Raw genomic sequence first — 17,542 nt, 5'->3', positions numbered from 1 at the left:
ACCTTTGCGGTGATTGTTTGATCAATGTAACAGTTTTGTTGTACACGAATCGAGCCAGCAGATTGTGCTGAAAAAAAATGCAAATGGTGGAAAATCTGTTAAGTCGGTACCAGGCTTAGTCTGCCCATAACGCTATGGGTCTGGATAAACACTCACCGACATCACGTCGGGCTTACGGGAGCATCACATGACTGATATTGCGCAGTTGCTTGGCAAAGACGCCGACAGCCTTTTACAGCATCGTTGTATGACCATTCCAGCCGACCAGCTTTATCTGCCTGGCCACGATTACGTCGACCGCGTGATGGTTGATAACAACCGTCCGCCTGCGGTACTGCGAAATATGCAGACCCTCTATAATACCGGCCGACTGGGGGGAACCGGGTATCTTTCTATTCTGCCGGTTGACCAGGGCGTTGAGCACTCCGCGGGCGCCTCCTTTGCGGCGAACCCGCTGTATTTCGATCCGAAGAACATCGTCGAACTGGCGATAGAAGCGGGCTGTAACTGCGTGGCGTCCACCTATGGCGTACTGGCCTCCGTATCGCGTCGCTATGCCCACCGCATTCCATTCCTCGTCAAACTGAATCACAACGAAACCCTGAGTTACCCGACCGAATACGATCAGACGCTTTATGCCAGCGTAGAGCAGGCGTTCAATATGGGCGCGGTCGCGGTCGGGGCGACGATCTACTTTGGTTCTGAGCAGTCACGTCGCCAGATTGAAGAAATTTCTGCTGCCTTCGAACGCGCGCATGAGCTGGGTATGGTCACCGTTCTGTGGGCGTATCTGCGTAACTCCGCATTCAAGAAAGACGGAGTGGACTACCACGTTTCTGCCGACCTGACCGGCCAGGCGAACCATCTGGCGGCAACCATTGGCGCGGATATCGTGAAGCAGAAGATGGCGGAAAATAACGGCGGTTATAAAGCGGTAAACTTCGGTTACACCGATGACCGGGTCTACAGCAAACTGACCAGCGAAAACCCTATCGACCTGGTGCGTTATCAGCTGGCGAACTGCTATATGGGACGTGCCGGGTTAATTAACTCCGGTGGTGCGGCGGGGGGTGACACCGATCTCTCCGACGCGGTGCGCACGGCGGTTATCAATAAGCGCGCGGGCGGTATGGGGCTGATCCTGGGCCGTAAGGCGTTTAAAAAATCGATGGCTGACGGCGTGAAGCTGATCAATGCCGTGCAGGATGTGTACCTGGACAGCAAAGTGACTATCGCTTAAGACTTTTTGTAAAACGCTGGCCGGGTCAGGCATTACCGCCGCCCGGCCACACTGTCAACGCAGAAGCTGGCAGTCCGGTGGCAGCCGGCACTGTAGCGCGCCCGGTAACACCTCAATGCGGAACTGCTTTCCGCTCAGCGGCTCTCCGTCAAGATTAAACGTCATGCCGTGTGGGGCATTCACTTCAAACCACGCGGATTTACCGGCAATAATATTCGGGCTCTCTTCTGGCTGGGTCAGGGTGGTAAACAGCGCAGGCAGCAGGCCATCACCCGTGAAAATACGCAGCTGTAACTGACCATCATTGATCAGCGCCTCCGGGCATAACTGCTGTCCGCCACCGGCCTGACGGCCATTGCCGATACCAATCACCAGCGCATCACCCTGCCACTGAAAGTTCTCGCCGTGAATCTCACAGCGGTCCGGCTTTAGGGTATCCATGCGCATCAGGCCATGGATCAGATACGAGACGCCGCCCAGCGCTGCCTTCAGCTTTTCAGGGGTTTCGCTGGTAATGCGCGTCCCGAATCCACCGGTCGCCATATTAATAAAACAGGTTTTTTCATTCACCTGAGCAATATCCACGGCGGTGGCTTTGCCGAGGATAGCCAGCTGCAGGGCTTTTCCCAGTTCTTCCGGGATCCCGGCGCTGGTGGCGAAATCGTTGGCCGTACCGAGCGGCAAAATGCCCATCACCGGGCGGTCGGTTGCGGGAAGATCTATCAGGGCGCCGGCAATTTCATTAATGGTGCCATCGCCCCCGCCAGAAATAATGGTTTCGACCCCGAGCTTCAGGCCTTCGTCGATATAGCGTGCCGCATCACCTTTTTCCCACGTCACTCGCACGTGTATACGCGCACCGTCTTCACGCAAATCCGTCACTGCCTGGCGCAACAAATCGTTGCCCGCACTTTTGCCATTGAGAATCAATAAACTGTCTGGATAGATTGCCATCCGCGCTGCTCCCTTTTTTAGCGTTAGTAAGAGTGTATAGCAGGGAGGAAAAAAGCGGGTAAGAACAGGATGAAAGGGAAAAAAATAAGCCTGTGTAAAGGAGATTTTTCCCCCGTATAACGTAATCTGTGCCCGGTGTCGTTTACACTTTTTACGTCTGTCAATCAATGGGCTATTGCCCTCAACGTTTGAGCCGCGACATTTGCCTTGTCTCTATTTTCAGCTGTTTACGCCAAATCCGATTATGTAGCGTTAGGGCGATTGAACGGTAAAAGAGTGATGTATTCATCCACACGACATTCATGCAGAAAAATCCCAACCCTAAAAAAGAGGTTATTTGCGGGGTGTAATTCTCAACAGAGCCGAATAAAAGTGAACTCCACGTCCAGATAAAATAAACGATGCTCATCAGTCCAGTCAGCGTGATAACGGAAATATGCGCTTTAAATCCAGCCAAGGACCCCCGAGCAGTCAGAAACATAGTACTCATCGCAATCATGCAATACGCCACTGCTGCAAGAAATACACCCATCATGACTTTAAATTCGGGTAAGCCGAGCAGGCGAAATAGTAATATCCAGACAGAAACTTGTAGCATAGCGTAGCAAAAAATGGCGAGTAACATACTGATAGCCAAGGGAATGCCTGTCATATGTACACCTACAGGAACGCCAAACTGATCTTTTAAGCCATCTTTTAAAGACTCAAGCCGTTGGAGATCGTCAGTCGCCATTTGACTTGTGATCACAGTACTTAATGCCAGGCTCTTCTTGATGTATTTTATCATGCTCAGGTCAATAACTTCCTGTAAATGAAAAAGACTGGATCAAACCAAAAACGTATTTTCCAGATTGTGTAATATTCTGAGGATTCCTGATTGTACCCGAGACCGCACTTCCAACAAAAGCTGAGGAGTTGGAAATGGCATTCAACAGCTCACGCTGTAAGAGCAACTGCAGCGCTTCCGATGGGTAACGTTTAGGGTAAACCCCAGCTTTCATTGCTGCTTTAACACCTGAATTCGAGATGCCGGGATTTCGGATGCGAATAATTTCCTCCGTTAACCTCGTGCGGTCCGCTCGGCTCATTTTTTGTAATAAAGAGAGTAAACTTTCAGACGTCGAGCGATTAAGAAGGCGGTAGGTCAATACCGCGCTTTTTAGACCCGCAGCGGCCCCAGCAAGTGAAATCGCATCCAGAGCGGTATTGGTTGCAGTATACCATTCCTGGGAATCCATCCACGCTACATAGTCATTATGATTCATGGCAATAAGTGACAAGCGGCCAAGCCCGTTCGCACACTGAATTCCTGTTGCCACACCACCGGCGACAATCACGGCAGCAACAGCACCGGAAGAGCCTGCGGTGAGAGGAATGGCCATACCTGCGCCAGCAGCAAGTACGACAGTGAGAATGGCGGCTCCGCAAGAAATTGCCGTAGAACCGATTTCAGTCGCTAATGAAGGTGACTGAATCGTAGTCGTCGTTGCCTGGATGGCACTACTTGAGGAAGCATTTACTTTCGTGATGACTACATGACTTACCGAGCTTTCGTTTGGTGTCGCAATCCGCCTTGAGGGCCTTACTAACCACTGACGCGCACCGTCTGAGTAGATGATCCCAACCTGGCTAAAGTTTCGGCTACAGTCCAGGTGACTGGCAAAATCGTTGAAATTAATATCGCCGCCGGAGGCAAGGCCCAGACTGCGTGCGAGTTCGTAATTCGGAATGTCCTTTGAAAACTGACCGGGGAATGTCATGTCGTCTCTCCGTCCATGTGAAAACGTATTGTGCTAAGAAATCAAGAGTAAAGGGCATGCTATGGTCGGGAATTAGGAATGCTCTGAATAACACTCCCGCCTACCAGATCCAATAATAGTTGTGATGAATATCATAGGTCCGTCCGATTTTCATGAACGGTATTCCGGCATACGTTATTGCGAATACACACCCTTCATATGGTGGGTCTATGCCATTGCATTCTTAATAAGTGGACTGAATTGTACAAAAAAATAAGCCCGCGTAAGGGAGATTACGCAGGCTAAGGAGGTGGTTCCTGGTACAGCTAGCATTTATGGGTTATGTTTTTCAGCGGGGGGATAATACCCGTATTGAACGAAGCGGTATGTGATCCGATTCTAAGAATTATCCCAGCGCGAAAAAATTTCCCTGCTTGACTATTTACTGTGCGGGTTACGGGTACTTTCACCGTTGAAATTACGCATCAGCAGCGCAAACTCCAGCTCCACTTCTTCGGGTACCGGCAGCCAGACGGTATGGCCGTTGCCTGGCGCCACGTCAATTGCTTCGCCTTTACCGTTTTCCAGATGTTCCAGGGTGAAGTTCATGTTGCCCTGCGGGGTCATCAACTCCAGGCTGTCGCCTTTGGTGAATTTGTTCTTCACCGCCACGGCGGCCAGCGCACCTTTGCGCTCACCGGTAAAATCACCGACAAACTGCTGGCGCTCGGAAACGGAATAGCCGTGTTCGTAGTTCTGGTAATCGTCATGGGTGTGACGACGCAGGAAGCCTTCGGTATAACCGCGATGCGCCAGGCCTTCCAGGGTTTCCAGCAGGCTGGTATCGAACGGTTTACCGGCAGCGGCATCGTCGATGGCTTTACGGTACACCTGAGCAGTACGCGCGCAGTAGTAGTAGGACTTGGTACGGCCTTCAATTTTCAGGGAATGCACGCCCATCTGCGTCAGACGCTCAACGTGCGCAATCGCACGCAGGTCTTTGGAGTTCATGATATAAGTGCCATGCTCGTCTTCAAAGGCGGTCATGTACTCACCCGGACGTTTGGCTTCTTCAATCATGAACACGCTGTCAGTTGGCGCGCCGATGCCTAAGGTTGGCTCCACGTTGGTCACCGGGATCGGCTCATGTTTGTGGACGATATTGCCAATGTCGTCTTCTTTGCCTTCCTGAACGTTATATTCCCAGCGGCAGGCGTTGGTGCAGGTACCCTGATTCGGGTCACGCTTGTTGATATATCCCGAGAGCAGGCAGCGACCGGAGTAGGCCATACACAGCGCGCCGTGAACGAAGATTTCGATTTCCATATCCGGCACCTGCGTGCGGATCTCTTCAATCTCTTCCAGCGAAAGTTCACGAGACAGAATGACGCGGGTCAGCCCCATCTGTTTCCAGAATTTCACCGTTGCCCAGTTAACGGCGTTGGCCTGAACGGAGAGGTGAATATCCATCTCCGGGAAGTTCTCCCGAACCAGCATAATTAAACCCGGGTCCGACATGATCAGCGCGTCCGGTCCCATATCAACCACCGGCTTCAGATCGCGGATGAACGTTTTCAGCTTGGCGTTATGCGGCGCAATGTTGACCACCACGTAGAATTTTTTGCCCAGGGCATGTGCTTCGTTAATGCCGAGCTGCAGGTTCTCGTGGTTGAATTCATTGTTACGCACGCGCAGCGAGTAGCGCGGCTGGCCAGCATAGACGGCGTCAGCACCATAGGCGAAAGCGTAACGCATATTTTGCAGCGTTCCCGCCGGGGAAAGGAGTTCCGGTTTAAACATGTTTGTTCTCGTTCTGATGACAGGTCAGATCCGCATGCACCAGGTGCAGCGGTAAGGGGAGATCCCCCACTTTAAGGGCGGGCATTGTAGCGCTGAGGGACAGGGAGGTAAAGCGCCGGGTCGTACCATCGCTAACCCGGCCGGAGGCGTGTCGTCAGGTATTGTCTTTTACCGTCTGGCTTGAACCGTTAGTTTTGACCGACGCGATGCCTTTATCTCGCGACTGTTCCGAGGCATACATCTGGCTGCTGCCAATAACCTGATGATTCCCGGCCTTCAGATTGAAGTGGAATTTACCGTTGGTGGCCACTTTCTTCTCATAACGTTCATCAGAAGGGCTATTGGTGCGAACGGAGGCGATACCGTTTTCGGCGGAATTTTTGGTGGTGTAAAGCTCACTGGTCAGGATCGTTTCTCCGTTTCCTGCTTTGAGAACAAACCTGAACTGACCATCACTGCTTTTGTTTAACTCGAACCAACCAGACATAGGAACTCCTTGAACGAAGTGGAATTATCTGCACCAGTTATCAATAAGCGAACCGGTAATGTGAGTATGGTTGATTCTTCGTTGCTTTCCAGAAATGAAAAACCCGCCAGCAGGCGGGTTCGGTAAGCTAAATGCTCAGGCTATCCTGCACGCATCCGCTTCCCATCGGTAACCCACGCCATACACCGCGCGGATAAATGACTGCTCCGCATCGAGCGCTTCCAGCTTGCGGCGCAGGTTTTTAATATGGCTGTCGATGGTACGGTCAGTCACGACGCGGTAATCATCATACAGACGGTTCAGCAGTTGCTCGCGGGAGAAGACCTTCCCCGGCTCGTGGGAGAGGGTTTTCAACAGGCGGAATTCGGCGGGGGTGAGATCCAGCAGCTTGCCGCGCCAGCTCGCCTGGAAGCGGCTTTCATCGACGATAAGTGGGCTTTCCGCGTCCAGTACCTGCAGTTCACGATGGGGCTTACAGCGGCGCAGAATGGTTTTTACGCGCGCGACCACTTCACGTGGGCTGTATGGCTTGCAGATGTAATCATCCGCGCCAATTTCGAGGCCCAGCAGGCGGTCGATCTCTTCGATTTTCGCCGTCACCATCACCACCGGCACGTCCGAGAAGCGACGAATTTCCCGGCACAGGGTCAGGCCATCGGTTCCGGGGAGCATCAGATCCAGCAGGATCAGGTCCGGCGGCGTCTGGCGCACATAAGGCAGCACCTGATCGCCATGGCTGATAAGCGTGGGGGCATAGCTTGCCGCGCGTAAATAGTCGATCAGTAACTGCCCGAGCTTCGGCTCGTCTTCGACAATCAAAATGCGTGGCGTGTTTTCGTCAATCGGTAACTCGGTCATGCTTCTCTCGATAAATCCCGTTCCAGAGGTAACTCTACTGTAATGCTTACCCCGCCAAAAGGCGAATGGGCGGCGCGGATCGTGCCATTATGGGCCTCGACGATGTTTACGCAAATCGCCAGTCCCAGACCGGACCCGCCGCTGGCGCGATTGCGGGAGCCTTCGGTGCGATAAAATCGCTCAAACAGTTTTTCCAGCTGTGCATCCTGCACGCCGGGGGCGGAATCCGCAAAGGTCAGGGCAAAATGCCCGTTTTCTTGTTTGCCGGAAATATGCAGGCCACCGCCGCTGTCGGTGTAGCGCAGGCTATTTTCCAGCAGATTGTTGAACAGCTGCATCAGGCGGTCTTTGTCGCCAAACACCACGGCGCTGTCAGGCAGTGAGAGATCGATTTTCAGGTTGCGGCTGGCGAAACGTTCGCGGAAGGCACCGCTTACCACCTCCAGCACGTTTATCACATCGACGGGCGCTTTCTGGTAGGCCAGCGCGCCTTCGTCCGACATGGAGAGCTGGTGGAGGTCATCGACCAGTTTGGTCAGCGTGCCCACTTCCGCCTGCAGCGAGGCCACCGATTCGGGAGTGAACTGACGCACGCCGTCCTGAATAGCTTCCAGCTCGCCGCGCAGCACCGCCAGCGGCGTGCGGAGTTCATGGGAAATATCGGCCATAAAATCGCGTCGCATCTGCTGGTTTTTTTCCAGGGTACTGGCGAGCTGGTTAAAGTCCTGCGCCAGCTTGCCGAGTTCGTCCTGGCTACGGGTATCGACGCGGGTGGAGAAATCCCCGGCGGCCAGCTTATGCGTCCCTTCCACCAGCCGTTTAACCGGCGCGAGCAGGCCACGGGCCAGCGGGAAGGTCGCGAGCGCGGCCAGCAGGGTGGAGAGCGCGACAATCAACCAACTGGTGCGGCGCTGCTGGCGATCAAAGTTGATATCGGTGTTACGCGTCAGGCGTTCAACCGGCGAGGCGATCACCCAGCCGACGGTGGCGTTATTCACTGTGATCGCCCGCTTTGTGCCATCCGGCGGAATGGGCGCGCGCGGGCCAACCAGTACGCGCATATCCTGGTCTATCACCCAGAACTGGGTGCGCCAGCCGTGCGGCGGCATCCCGGGGCCCGGGCGATCGTCACCGGTATCATGCTCAAGCGAACGCAGGATCTGGAATACGAAGCGGTCGTTATTGCGCAGAAAACGCCAGTTACCGTGCAGGGCATATTGATCACTCAGCGCATCGCTCAGCCCCTGTAAACGCTGTTCATTACCATGCTTGATGTAATCAATAAAACCCCGTTCGAAACTGACCCGCACGGCCCAGTGCATGGTGACCAGCAGCACGATACAGGTGGCAAATATCGCCACAAAGAGTTTACCGGTAATGCCCGGACGCCAGAATTTCATGGTGCACTCCTCTTGCCGTGTCGGATAACGACGTTCTTACGGGTATCATCCGGCACTCTGGCGAAGATGAACGCGGGCAGGGCGATAATCACCGCCATGCTGAGATAGGTATACAAAAAGACCTGATGGGCGACCGGCGTGTCGACGCTGAGATGATGCTGTCCGTACATGCCGAGCAGTAAACCGGCAAGGGTCACCCCTACGCTCATGGAGAGCTGCATGATCATCGACAGCAGGCTGTTTCCGCTGCTCGCCAGGTCATCCGGGAGTGCTTTTAACGTCAGGGTATTCATTGATGAAAAGCGCACAGAGTTAATTATGCCCTGGCAGAACAGCACCAGCGGCAGCGCGTAGTACCAGCCCAGCAGCGCCACGGCCATAAACAGCAGGCTCACCAGGGCCAGCCCAAGCGTCGCGGCAACCAGGACGTGGCGATAACCAAAACGGTTAACCACCTGCACCACGATGCGTTTCATTCCCATGCTGCCAAGTACCATCGGGATCATCATCAACCCGGCGTGAAACGGTGAAAATCCCATTCCAATCTGCAAAAAGACTGGCGTCATAAAGGGCAACATGCCGCTGCCGACGCGCCCGGCAAAGCTCCCGAACAGGCCCAGACGATAGGTGGGGTTTTTAAACAGATCGAGCGTGAACAACGCGATCTCGTTACCTCTGGCATGCCAGAGATAGCACAGGATAGCGCTAATGCCGAGCGCCACCAGAAGGCCAAGCGTCAGGGCGGAAATCCCGAGGCCTTTTTGGCCATCAAGCGCGAGGGTGAGCATCGCCATCCCCGCCGCCAGCAGGATAAAACCCAGGAAATCAAAGCGCCGGGTCTGCATGGTGTAGTTAGGCATCAGCATCAGGGTGGCAATCGCGCCGATGATGCCCACCGGCAGGTTGATTAAGAAGATCCAGTGCCAGGAGGCATACTCCACCAGCACTCCACCCAGCGCCGGGCCAAGCAGCGGGCCGACCTGGCCGGGCAGGGTGACGAAGGTCATTGCGGCCATGTACTGCTCGCGGGGCACAATCTTCATCACCGTCAGCCGCCCGACAGGCACCATCATCGCCCCGCCAATGCCCTGTAACGCGCGGGCCATCACCAGTTGATCCAGCGTATTCGCCTGGGCGCAAAACAGCGAGCCTGTGGTAAACAGCACGATGGCGGTGAAAAAGATATTCCGCACGCCCACTTTGTCCGCCAGCCAGCCGCTGGCCGGAAGCATAACGGCCACTGTTAATACATAGGAGACAATCACCATATGCATATGCAGCGGACTCTCCCCCAGGCTTTTTGCCATCGAGGGGAGGGCGGTATTGACGATGGTTGTATCCAGCGACTGCATAAAGAAGCCGAAGGCGACAATCCACAGCTGCCAGCGCACGTGACGTGGGAGGTCGGTCATTTATTCGGTTACCGTCGTTCTGTTTTTACGCGAAAAACGCACCCGCAGACGGTCAAAGAACAGATAGACCACCGGCGTGGTGTAGAGCGTCAGCAGCTGGCTCATCACCAGCCCCCCGACAATGGTGATCCCCAGCGGCTGGCGCAATTCTGAGCCGTCACCGCCGGAAATCACCAGCGGCAGCGCGCCAAACAGCGCCGCCAGCGTGGTCATCATGATCGGGCGAAAACGCAGCAGACAGGCCTGGAATATGGCCTCTTCTGGCGTCAGGTTGCCATTTCGCTGGGCGTCCAGCGCGAAGTCCACCATCATGATGGCGTTTTTCTTCACGATGCCAATTAACAGCATGATACCAATCAGCGCAATCAGGCTGAAGGGCGCGCCGAACAGCTCCAGCGCCAGCAGCGCCCCGACGCCCGCCGACGGCAGCGTGGAGAGAATGGTCAGCGGATGGACGTAGCTTTCATAAAGCACGCCCAGCACGATATAGACTGTCGCAATGGCCGCCAGAATCAAAATCACCTGCGAATTCATCGTCTCCTGGAACACCTGCGCGGTACCGGCAAAACTGCCGCGTACCGTGGACGGCACGCCAAGCTGGGTCATCGCACGGTTGATCGCATCGCTGGCCTCAGAGAGGGACGAACCGGCTGGCAGGTTAAAGGAGATGGTCGACGCCGCCGAAAGGCCCTGGTGGTTCACCGACAGCGGCGCGTTCGCCGGCTGCCAGCTGGCAAAGTAAGAGAGCGGGATCGCCTTACCGTCGTTATTAATCACAAACATGTTGTCCAGCGCGCTGATGTCCTGGGTGTAACGCGGGTCCACCTCCATCACCACCTTGTATTGGTTCATGGGCTGGTAGATGGTGGAAATCTCACGCTGGCCGAAGGCATTGTTCAGCAGGCTGTTGGCGGCATCGACGTTAATCCCCAGACGTGACATGGTTTCGCGATTGTAGGTCAGCGCCATTTCTGCGCCGTTGTCCTGCTGATCGGAGTTAACGTCCGCCAGCTGTGGCAGGGCGGCCAGCGCCTTGCGGATCTTAGGCTCCCACTCGCGCAGGGCGGCTAAATCATCAGAGAGTAACGTGTACTGATAGCTGGCGTTAGCCTGACGCCCGCCGACGCGGATATCCTGAACTGCCATCAAAAACAGATTAGCGCCCGGCTCTTTGGCGAGCTTCACGCGCAGGCGATCGATAACCTGCTGGGCGGTTTCATTGCGCTGGTCACGCGGCTTCAGGGTGATAAACATCATCCCGCTGTTCACCCGCGAACCGCCGGTAAAGCCGGTTACGTTATCTACCGCTTTATCTTCGCGGATGATCTTCATAAAGTCCTGCAGTTTGCCGCGCATGGCCTGAAACGAAATACTCTGGTCTGCCTGGATCCCGCCCATCAGCACCCCGGTGTCCTGCTCCGGGAAGAAGGTTTTGGGGATAGTAATGTACATCCAGACGTTGAGCACGATGGTGCCAATCAGCACCAGTCCGACAATACGCGTATGCTTCAGCACCCACTTCAGGGACTTGCCATAGCTCTCCTGCATCGCCAGCAGGAAGCGACCAAATCCCTTACGGCGCGGCTGAGAGTGTGGCTTGCTGCGTTTTAACATCCAGCCGCACATCATCGGCGTGAGCGTGAGGGACACGATCAATGAAATACCGATGGCGACAGAAAGCGTGACGGCAAATTCCCGTAACAGCCGGCCAGGCAGGCCGCCCATCAGCAGTAACGGCAGGAACACCGCCACCAGCGACAGGCTCATCGACAGTACCGTAAAGCCCACTTCTCGCGTTCCCTGCAGCGCGGCCTGCAGCGGTTTCATCCCCGCCTCCAGATGGCGCGAGATGTTCTCCAGCACCACAATGGCATCATCCACCACGAAGCCGGTGGCAATCGTCAGCGCCATCAGCGACAGGTTGTTAAGGCTAAATCCGCACAGGTACATCGCCGCGAAGGTCCCTATCAGCGAGACAGGCACAGCCACCGCAGGGATCAGCGTGGCCCGGCCTGAACGCAGAAACAGGAAGACCACCAGAATCACCAGCGCAACGGAGATCACAAGCGTCTGCTCCACCTCTTCGAGCGAGGCGCGAATGGTGGGGGAACGATCCTGGGCAATCTGCAGATCGATCGCCGCCGGGATGGTCTGCTGGAGTTCCGGCAATCTCGCGCGGATACCGTTCACCGTCTCAATAATGTTGGCTTCCGGCAGCTTGCGGATCATCAGCAAAATGGCCGGTTTGGCGTTGGTCATCCCCGCGTTGCGCACGTCCTGCACCGAGTCGGTGACGCTCGCGACATCGCTCAGGCGCACCGCCGCACCGTTGTTGTAGTGAATGATCAGCGGCTGGTATTCCGCAGCGGTTTTCAGCTCATCGTTAGTCTGGATCTGCCAGCGGTGGCTACTGTTCTCGATGGCCCCCTGCGGTTTGCGCACGTTTGCATTGCTGATGGCGGAGCGCACATCGTCCAGTGAAACACCCTGGTTAAACAGCGCCTGCGGGTTTAAGCCCACGCGCACGGCGGGCAGAGAGCTTCCCCCAACGCTGACATCACCCACGCCGTTAATCTGGGCGAGGGTCTGCGCCAGTTGGGTGGAGGCGAAATCGTACAGCTGCCCCTGCGAATAGGTGTCCGAGGTAAGCGTCAGGATCATGATCGGCGCATCGGACGGGTTCGCTTTACGGTATGTCGGACGGCCCGGCATCCCGCTCGGTAGCAGGTTCTGCGCGGCGTTGATCGCCGCCTGCACATCGCGCGCGGCGCCGTTAATATCCCGGTCGAAGCTGAATTCCAGAATGATGCGCGTGCTGCCAAGCGAGCTGCTGGAGGTCATCTCGTTGACCCCGGCAATTCGCCCGAGTGAACGTTCCAGCGGTGTGGCAACCGACGAGGCCATGGTTTCCGGTGATGCACCGGGCAGCGAGGCGCTGACCATGATCACCGGGAAATCCACCTGCGGCAGCGGGGCCACCGGCAGCAGCCGGAAGCCCAGGACGCCGCACAGGGTGATGGCGAGTGAGAGTAAAATCGTCGCCACCGGGCGATAAATGAAGAGGGCGAAAAACTTCATTTACGCCTCCTCTTCACGTTTCGGGAAGCGGCTTTTCGTCCACAGCGCCAGACGGTCAAACAGCAGATAAATGACCGGCGTGGTAAACAGGGTCAGGACCTGGCTTACCAGCAGGCCACCGACCATACCAATCCCCAGCGGACGACGCAGCTCGGCACCAACACCGGTACTGAGCATCAGCGGCAGGGCACCTAGCAGGGCGGCGAGCGTGGTCATCAGGATCGGGCGAAAACGCAGCAGACAGGCCTGGAAAATTGCCTCACGCGGCGACATCCCCTGCTCGCGCTCGGCGGCAAGGGCAAAGTCGATCATCATGATGGCGTTTTTCTTCACGATCCCGATAAGCAGGATGATCCCAATGATGGCAATCACGTCCAGCTCGCTCCCCGCCAGCATCAATGCCAGCAGCGCCCCCACGCCCGCCGTTGGCAGGGTGGAGAGGATGGTAATGGGGTGAATGAAGCTTTCATACAGCACACCGAGCACGATATACATCGCCACCACGGCCGCGATAATCAGCCAGATGGTGTTGCCCAGCGCGGCCTGGAACGCCAGCGTGCTGCCCTGGAACTGGGTCTGAATATCAGACGGGAAGTTCAGCGTCTTCTCTGCGGCCAGAATGGACTCCACCGCTTCGCCCAGTGAATAACCGTCCGGTACGTTAAACGAGATGGTGGTGGACGGGAACTGATCCAGATGGTTAATCGACAGCGGTGTGTAGCGCTCTTCCACCGTCGCGATGGCGCTGAGGGGCACGATGCCCCCGTCTTTGCTGGTCAGGCGCACCGAATCGAGCGCGGCCAGGCCGGGCGTGTTTTCCGTGTTGTGTTCCAGCACTACGCGATACTGATTCGCCTGGGTATAGATGGTGGAGATCAGACGCTCACCGAATGCGTTATACAGCGCATTATCCACGTCGGCCATGGTGATCCCAAGCCGGCTGGCGGTATCGCGGTTGACGTTCACATACGCCGCCAGCCCTTTGTCCTGCCAGTCGCTGCTGACGTCCGAAAGCTGCGGCAGGGCGTTGAGTTTATCCACCAGTTGCGGTACCCAGGTGCTGAGTGCATCAAGGGTGGTGGCCTGCAACGTGAACTGGTACTGGGTACGGCTCACCTGGGTATCGATGGTTAAATCCTGAATCGGCTGGAGGTACAGCTCAATACCCGGGACGCGCGCCACGGCAGTTTGCAGGCGGTCGATCACCGTTTGCACGCGGTCGTCGCGATCGTCAAGCGGTTTAAGGTTGATCTGCAGGCGGGCACTGTTCAGCGACGGGTTGGTGCCATCGACACCTACATACGAGGTCAGGCTCTCTACTGCCGGATCTTTCATGATGATCTCTGACACCTGCTGCTGACGCTGCGCCATGTTAGCGAAGGAGACCGTCTGCGGTGCCTGAAGCGTGCCCTGGATAATGCCGTTGTCCTGAATCGGGAAGAAGCCTTTCGGGATGAAAATCCACAGCATAACGCTGAGCGCCAGCGTACCAAGCGCCACGCCAAGGGTTGCCCATGGATGGTTAAGCACTTTCGCCAGCACCCGTCCGTAAGCGGCAATAATGCGTTCGAACATCCGCTCAGAGGCGCGCGAGAAGCGGTTTTGCTTGCGCAGGGAGGCGTGGCTCAGCATACGGGCGCACATCATCGGCGTGAGGGTCAGTGACACCACGGCGGAAATCAGAATGGCGACGGCCAGCGTCACGGCAAATTCGCGGAACAAACGCCCGACGATATCGCCCATAAACAGCAGTGGGATCAGTACCGCAATCAGTGAGAAGGTGAGGGAGATAATGGTAAAGCCGATCTCGCCCGCCCCTTTCAGCGCCGCGGCTAACGGTTTTTCACCTTTTTCGATATAGCGCGAGATGTTCTCGATAACAACGATAGCGTCATCGACCACAAAGCCGGTGGCAATGGTAAGGGCCATCAGCGTCAGGTTATTTATCGAAAAATCGAGGAACACCATGACGGCAAATGTTCCCACCAGTGAGAGCGGCACGGCGACGGCAGGAATGAGGGTCGCCGGGACGTTACGCAGGAACAGATAGATGATCATCACCACCAGCGCAATCGCCAGCATCAGTTCAAACTGGGTGTCAGTCACGGACGCGCGAATATTGGTGGTCCGGTCAGACAGCACTTTCACGCTAACTGACCTGGGCAGGCTTTCAATCAGCTGCGGCAGCATAGTGCGAATGCTGTCTGCGGTTTCAATGATATTGGCACCCGGCTGGCGCTGGACGTTCATCACGATTGCCTGCTGTTTGTTGGCCCAGGCGCCGAGCCAGCTGTTTTCCGCACCTTGCTCAACGGTTGCCACATCGCCCAGACGCACCGGCGCACCGTTCTGGTACGCGACGATCAACTGTCGATATTCATCCGCGGACTGCATTTGATCGTTCGCCGAAAGGGTCACGGCCCGGGTTGGGCCATCAAGCGAGCCTTTCGCCGAGTTGACGTTGGCGTTACTGATGGCGCTGCGGATGGTTTCGCTGGTGAGGCCCAGCGCGGCAATGGCCTGGGCATTGAGCTTCACGCGCACCGCCGGACGTTGACCGCCGGCAAGCGTAACTAGCCCCACGCCAGAGACCTGTGAAATTTTCTGTGCCACGCGCGTTTCGACCATGTCTTCGACCTGAGTCATCGGCATGGCGGAGGAGGTGACGGCGAGCGTCATGATCGGCGGATCCGCCGGGTTTACTTTGCTGTAGACCGGTGGGTTGGGCAGGTCTGATGGCAGCAAGTTGGTGGCTGCGTTAATCGCGGCCTGTACTTCCTGTTCGGCAACGTCGAGTGAGAGCGTAAGCTGGAACTGCAGCGTCACCACGGATGCTCCGCCGGAGCTTTGCGAGGACATTTGCTTCAGGCCAGACATCTGACCAAACTGGCGCTCCAGCGGCGCGGTGATGGCCGACGTCACCACATCCGGGCTCGCACCCGGATAAAGGGTGACCACCTGGATGGTGGGATAATCCACTTCCGGCAGCGCCGAGACGGGCAGGAAGCGATAGCCAATAATCCCGGCCAGCAGAATTGCCACCATTAACAGCGTGGTGGCAACAGGGCGCAGAATAAACAGGCGTGAAGGCCCACCTGTAGAGCTCGGGGGCATAACCTGCATCAGGACGTCGCTCCCTGCTTAGCAGGCTGTTGCTGGCCTTCTACCACTTCGACTTTCGCCCCCTCGGTGAGACGATCAATACCGTCGGTAACCACGCGGTCACCTGCGGAAAGGCCGGCGCTGATCACCACCGTCTGGCTGTCCTGAATGCCGGTTTTCACCAGATGCTTGCTGACGTTATTCTCACTGTTAAGCACCCAGACAAAGTTCCCTTCGTTGCCCATCTGCAGTGCCGCCGTCGGGATAACGACCGCATTTTCCTGTGTTGCGACCAGCATCCGCGCATTCACGAACTGATTCGGGAAAAGCGCATCATCCTGATTGTTAAAGCGGGCTTTTAACTTGATGGTGCCGGTGGTGGTGTCAATCTGGTTATCCAGACTGAGCAGGGTGCCTTCGCTCAATTTTTGCTTGTTGGTGCGATCCCAGGCCTCCACAACCAGCCCTTTGCCGGCTTTTTGCGCCTGAACCACGGTTGCGATGTCGCTCTCCGGCAGGGTAAAGACTAAATCGACAGGATGCGTCTGGGTGATGACCACGATACCGGTGGTATCGCCGCTGGAAATCTGGTTGCCAATATCAACCTGCTTCAGACCGACGCGGCCGTCAATCGGGGCGGTGATGCGGCTCCAGTCGAGCTGCAACTGTGCGCTGGCCACGGCGGCTTCGTCGGCTTTAAGGGTGCCCAGCGCTTCGCTGACCAGAGACTGCTGCGTATCCAGTTCCTGACGCGATACCAGGTTGGTTTTCACCAGTTGCTGATAGCGTGCCAAATCGCGTCGGGCGTTCGCGAGCGTGGCCTTGTCTTTCGCGAGCTGGCCCTGCGCCTGCGCGAGGGTGACTTTAAACTGGCTTGGGTCAATTTCCGCCAGTAAGTCCCCGGCTTTAACCTGCTGGCCTTCCTGGAAGTGAAGCGCCATCAGTTGCCCGTCCACACGGCTGCGAACCGTAACGGTGTTGGCGGCGGTAATGGTTCCCAGCCCGGAGAGATAACGGGGCACCGCTTTATTTACCGCAGTAGCCGCCTGAACGGGAGCCAGCGCACCGCCGCGCATGCCGTGACGCCCGCCACTCGCGGGACGCTGTGATGGGCTGCTGGCACCTGCAGAAGTGTCAGAAGAGTGATTGTGCCAGAACCAGGCGGCGGCAAGAGCCACCACAATGATGCCAGCGGCGATTGCCCAGCGGGATTTGTTACTGCCTTTCATCGTTATACGTTCTCATCCTGAATACTTCGGGGAATGATACTAGTTTAGTCAGGCAACACGGCAGAAAAATGGAGGAAATATGGAAGACTGTCTGGATTTGTCTGATTGGCAGGGGAAGGGGCGCGGCGTAAGGCGGCCTTCAAATCGGATCAATTGCCAGTGCATAATTTACCAGGAATATTCCCTGCCACCTGAAATATTCTTATTATTTATCTGCCGGGTGAGAAACGGAGAAAGATAACA

The 17,542-nt window shown here is 56.2% G+C and carries 12 protein-coding genes; 1 reads left to right on the top strand and 11 read right to left on the bottom strand.

From position 1 onward, the window contains the following. Positions 1-187: 187 nt before the first annotated feature. The gene (gene fbaB, locus QMG44_RS11040) at positions 188-1,240 is read left to right on the top strand and encodes a class I fructose-bisphosphate aldolase (protein WP_014170857.1); all 1,053 of its coding nucleotides are present in this window, start codon (positions 188-190) and stop codon (positions 1,238-1,240) included. A gap of 54 nt (positions 1,241-1,294) precedes the next feature. Here the strand turns inward: fbaB and yegS are convergent, their stop codons facing one another. The 11 genes from yegS to QMG44_RS10985 all read right to left on the bottom strand — a co-directional run bounded on the left by yegS (position 1,295) and on the right by QMG44_RS10985 (position 17,299). Next, positions 1,295-2,194: a lipid kinase YegS gene (gene yegS, locus QMG44_RS11035; RefSeq protein WP_014170856.1), complete on the bottom strand. Its 900-nt coding sequence runs from the start codon at positions 2,192-2,194 to the stop codon at positions 1,295-1,297. A gap of 181 nt (positions 2,195-2,375) precedes the next feature. Then, positions 2,376-2,981 carry a hypothetical protein gene (locus QMG44_RS11030; protein WP_025203670.1) on the bottom strand — a complete coding sequence of 202 codons (606 nt, stop codon included), beginning with the start codon at positions 2,979-2,981 and terminating at the stop codon, positions 2,376-2,378. A 7-nt stretch (positions 2,982-2,988) separates the two neighbouring features. Further along, positions 2,989-3,954, bottom strand: a complete 966-nt coding sequence (locus QMG44_RS11025) for a hypothetical protein (RefSeq protein WP_047742873.1) — start codon at positions 3,952-3,954, stop codon at positions 2,989-2,991. Positions 3,955-4,371: 417 nt separating this feature from the next. After that, positions 4,372-5,733 (bottom strand): tRNA 5-hydroxyuridine modification protein YegQ, encoded by a 1,362-nt coding sequence (yegQ, locus tag QMG44_RS11020; protein WP_014170855.1) that lies wholly within the window; start codon positions 5,731-5,733, stop codon positions 4,372-4,374. A gap of 154 nt (positions 5,734-5,887) precedes the next feature. Then, positions 5,888-6,220: a YegP family protein gene (locus QMG44_RS11015; protein ID WP_014170853.1), complete on the bottom strand. Its 333-nt coding sequence runs from the start codon at positions 6,218-6,220 to the stop codon at positions 5,888-5,890. Between the two features lie 135 nt (positions 6,221-6,355). Next, on the bottom strand, positions 6,356-7,078 hold the full coding sequence (baeR, locus tag QMG44_RS11010; RefSeq protein WP_014170852.1) for a two-component system response regulator BaeR: 723 nt from the start codon (positions 7,076-7,078) through the stop codon (positions 6,356-6,358). Then, complete coding sequence (gene baeS, locus QMG44_RS11005) at positions 7,075-8,478, bottom strand: two-component system sensor histidine kinase BaeS (protein WP_020883244.1); 1,404 nt, start codon at positions 8,476-8,478, stop codon at positions 7,075-7,077. The genes baeR and baeS overlap by 4 nt, the downstream gene beginning before the upstream one ends. After that, positions 8,475-9,890 carry an MFS transporter gene (locus QMG44_RS11000; RefSeq protein ID WP_086532302.1) on the bottom strand — a complete coding sequence of 472 codons (1,416 nt, stop codon included), beginning with the start codon at positions 9,888-9,890 and terminating at the stop codon, positions 8,475-8,477. The genes baeS and QMG44_RS11000 overlap by 4 nt, the downstream gene beginning before the upstream one ends. Then, positions 9,891-12,968, bottom strand: a complete 3,078-nt coding sequence (gene mdtC, locus QMG44_RS10995) for a multidrug efflux RND transporter permease subunit MdtC (protein ID WP_086532303.1) — start codon at positions 12,966-12,968, stop codon at positions 9,891-9,893. Continuing rightward, the gene (locus QMG44_RS10990; RefSeq protein ID WP_086532304.1) at positions 12,969-16,091 is read right to left on the bottom strand and encodes an MdtB/MuxB family multidrug efflux RND transporter permease subunit; all 3,123 of its coding nucleotides are present in this window, start codon (positions 16,089-16,091) and stop codon (positions 12,969-12,971) included. After that, the gene (locus QMG44_RS10985; RefSeq protein WP_020883246.1) at positions 16,091-17,299 is read right to left on the bottom strand and encodes an MdtA/MuxA family multidrug efflux RND transporter periplasmic adaptor subunit; all 1,209 of its coding nucleotides are present in this window, start codon (positions 17,297-17,299) and stop codon (positions 16,091-16,093) included. Before QMG44_RS10985 ends, QMG44_RS10990 begins: the two co-directional genes overlap by 1 nt. Positions 17,300-17,542 lie beyond the last annotated feature (243 nt).

Origin of the sequence: Enterobacter sp. 200527-13, from assembly GCF_027924865.1 — a bacterium.
Lineage (GTDB): Bacteria > Pseudomonadota > Gammaproteobacteria > Enterobacterales > Enterobacteriaceae > Enterobacter > Enterobacter ludwigii.
This window is presented reverse-complemented; position numbering and strand designations above follow the sequence as displayed.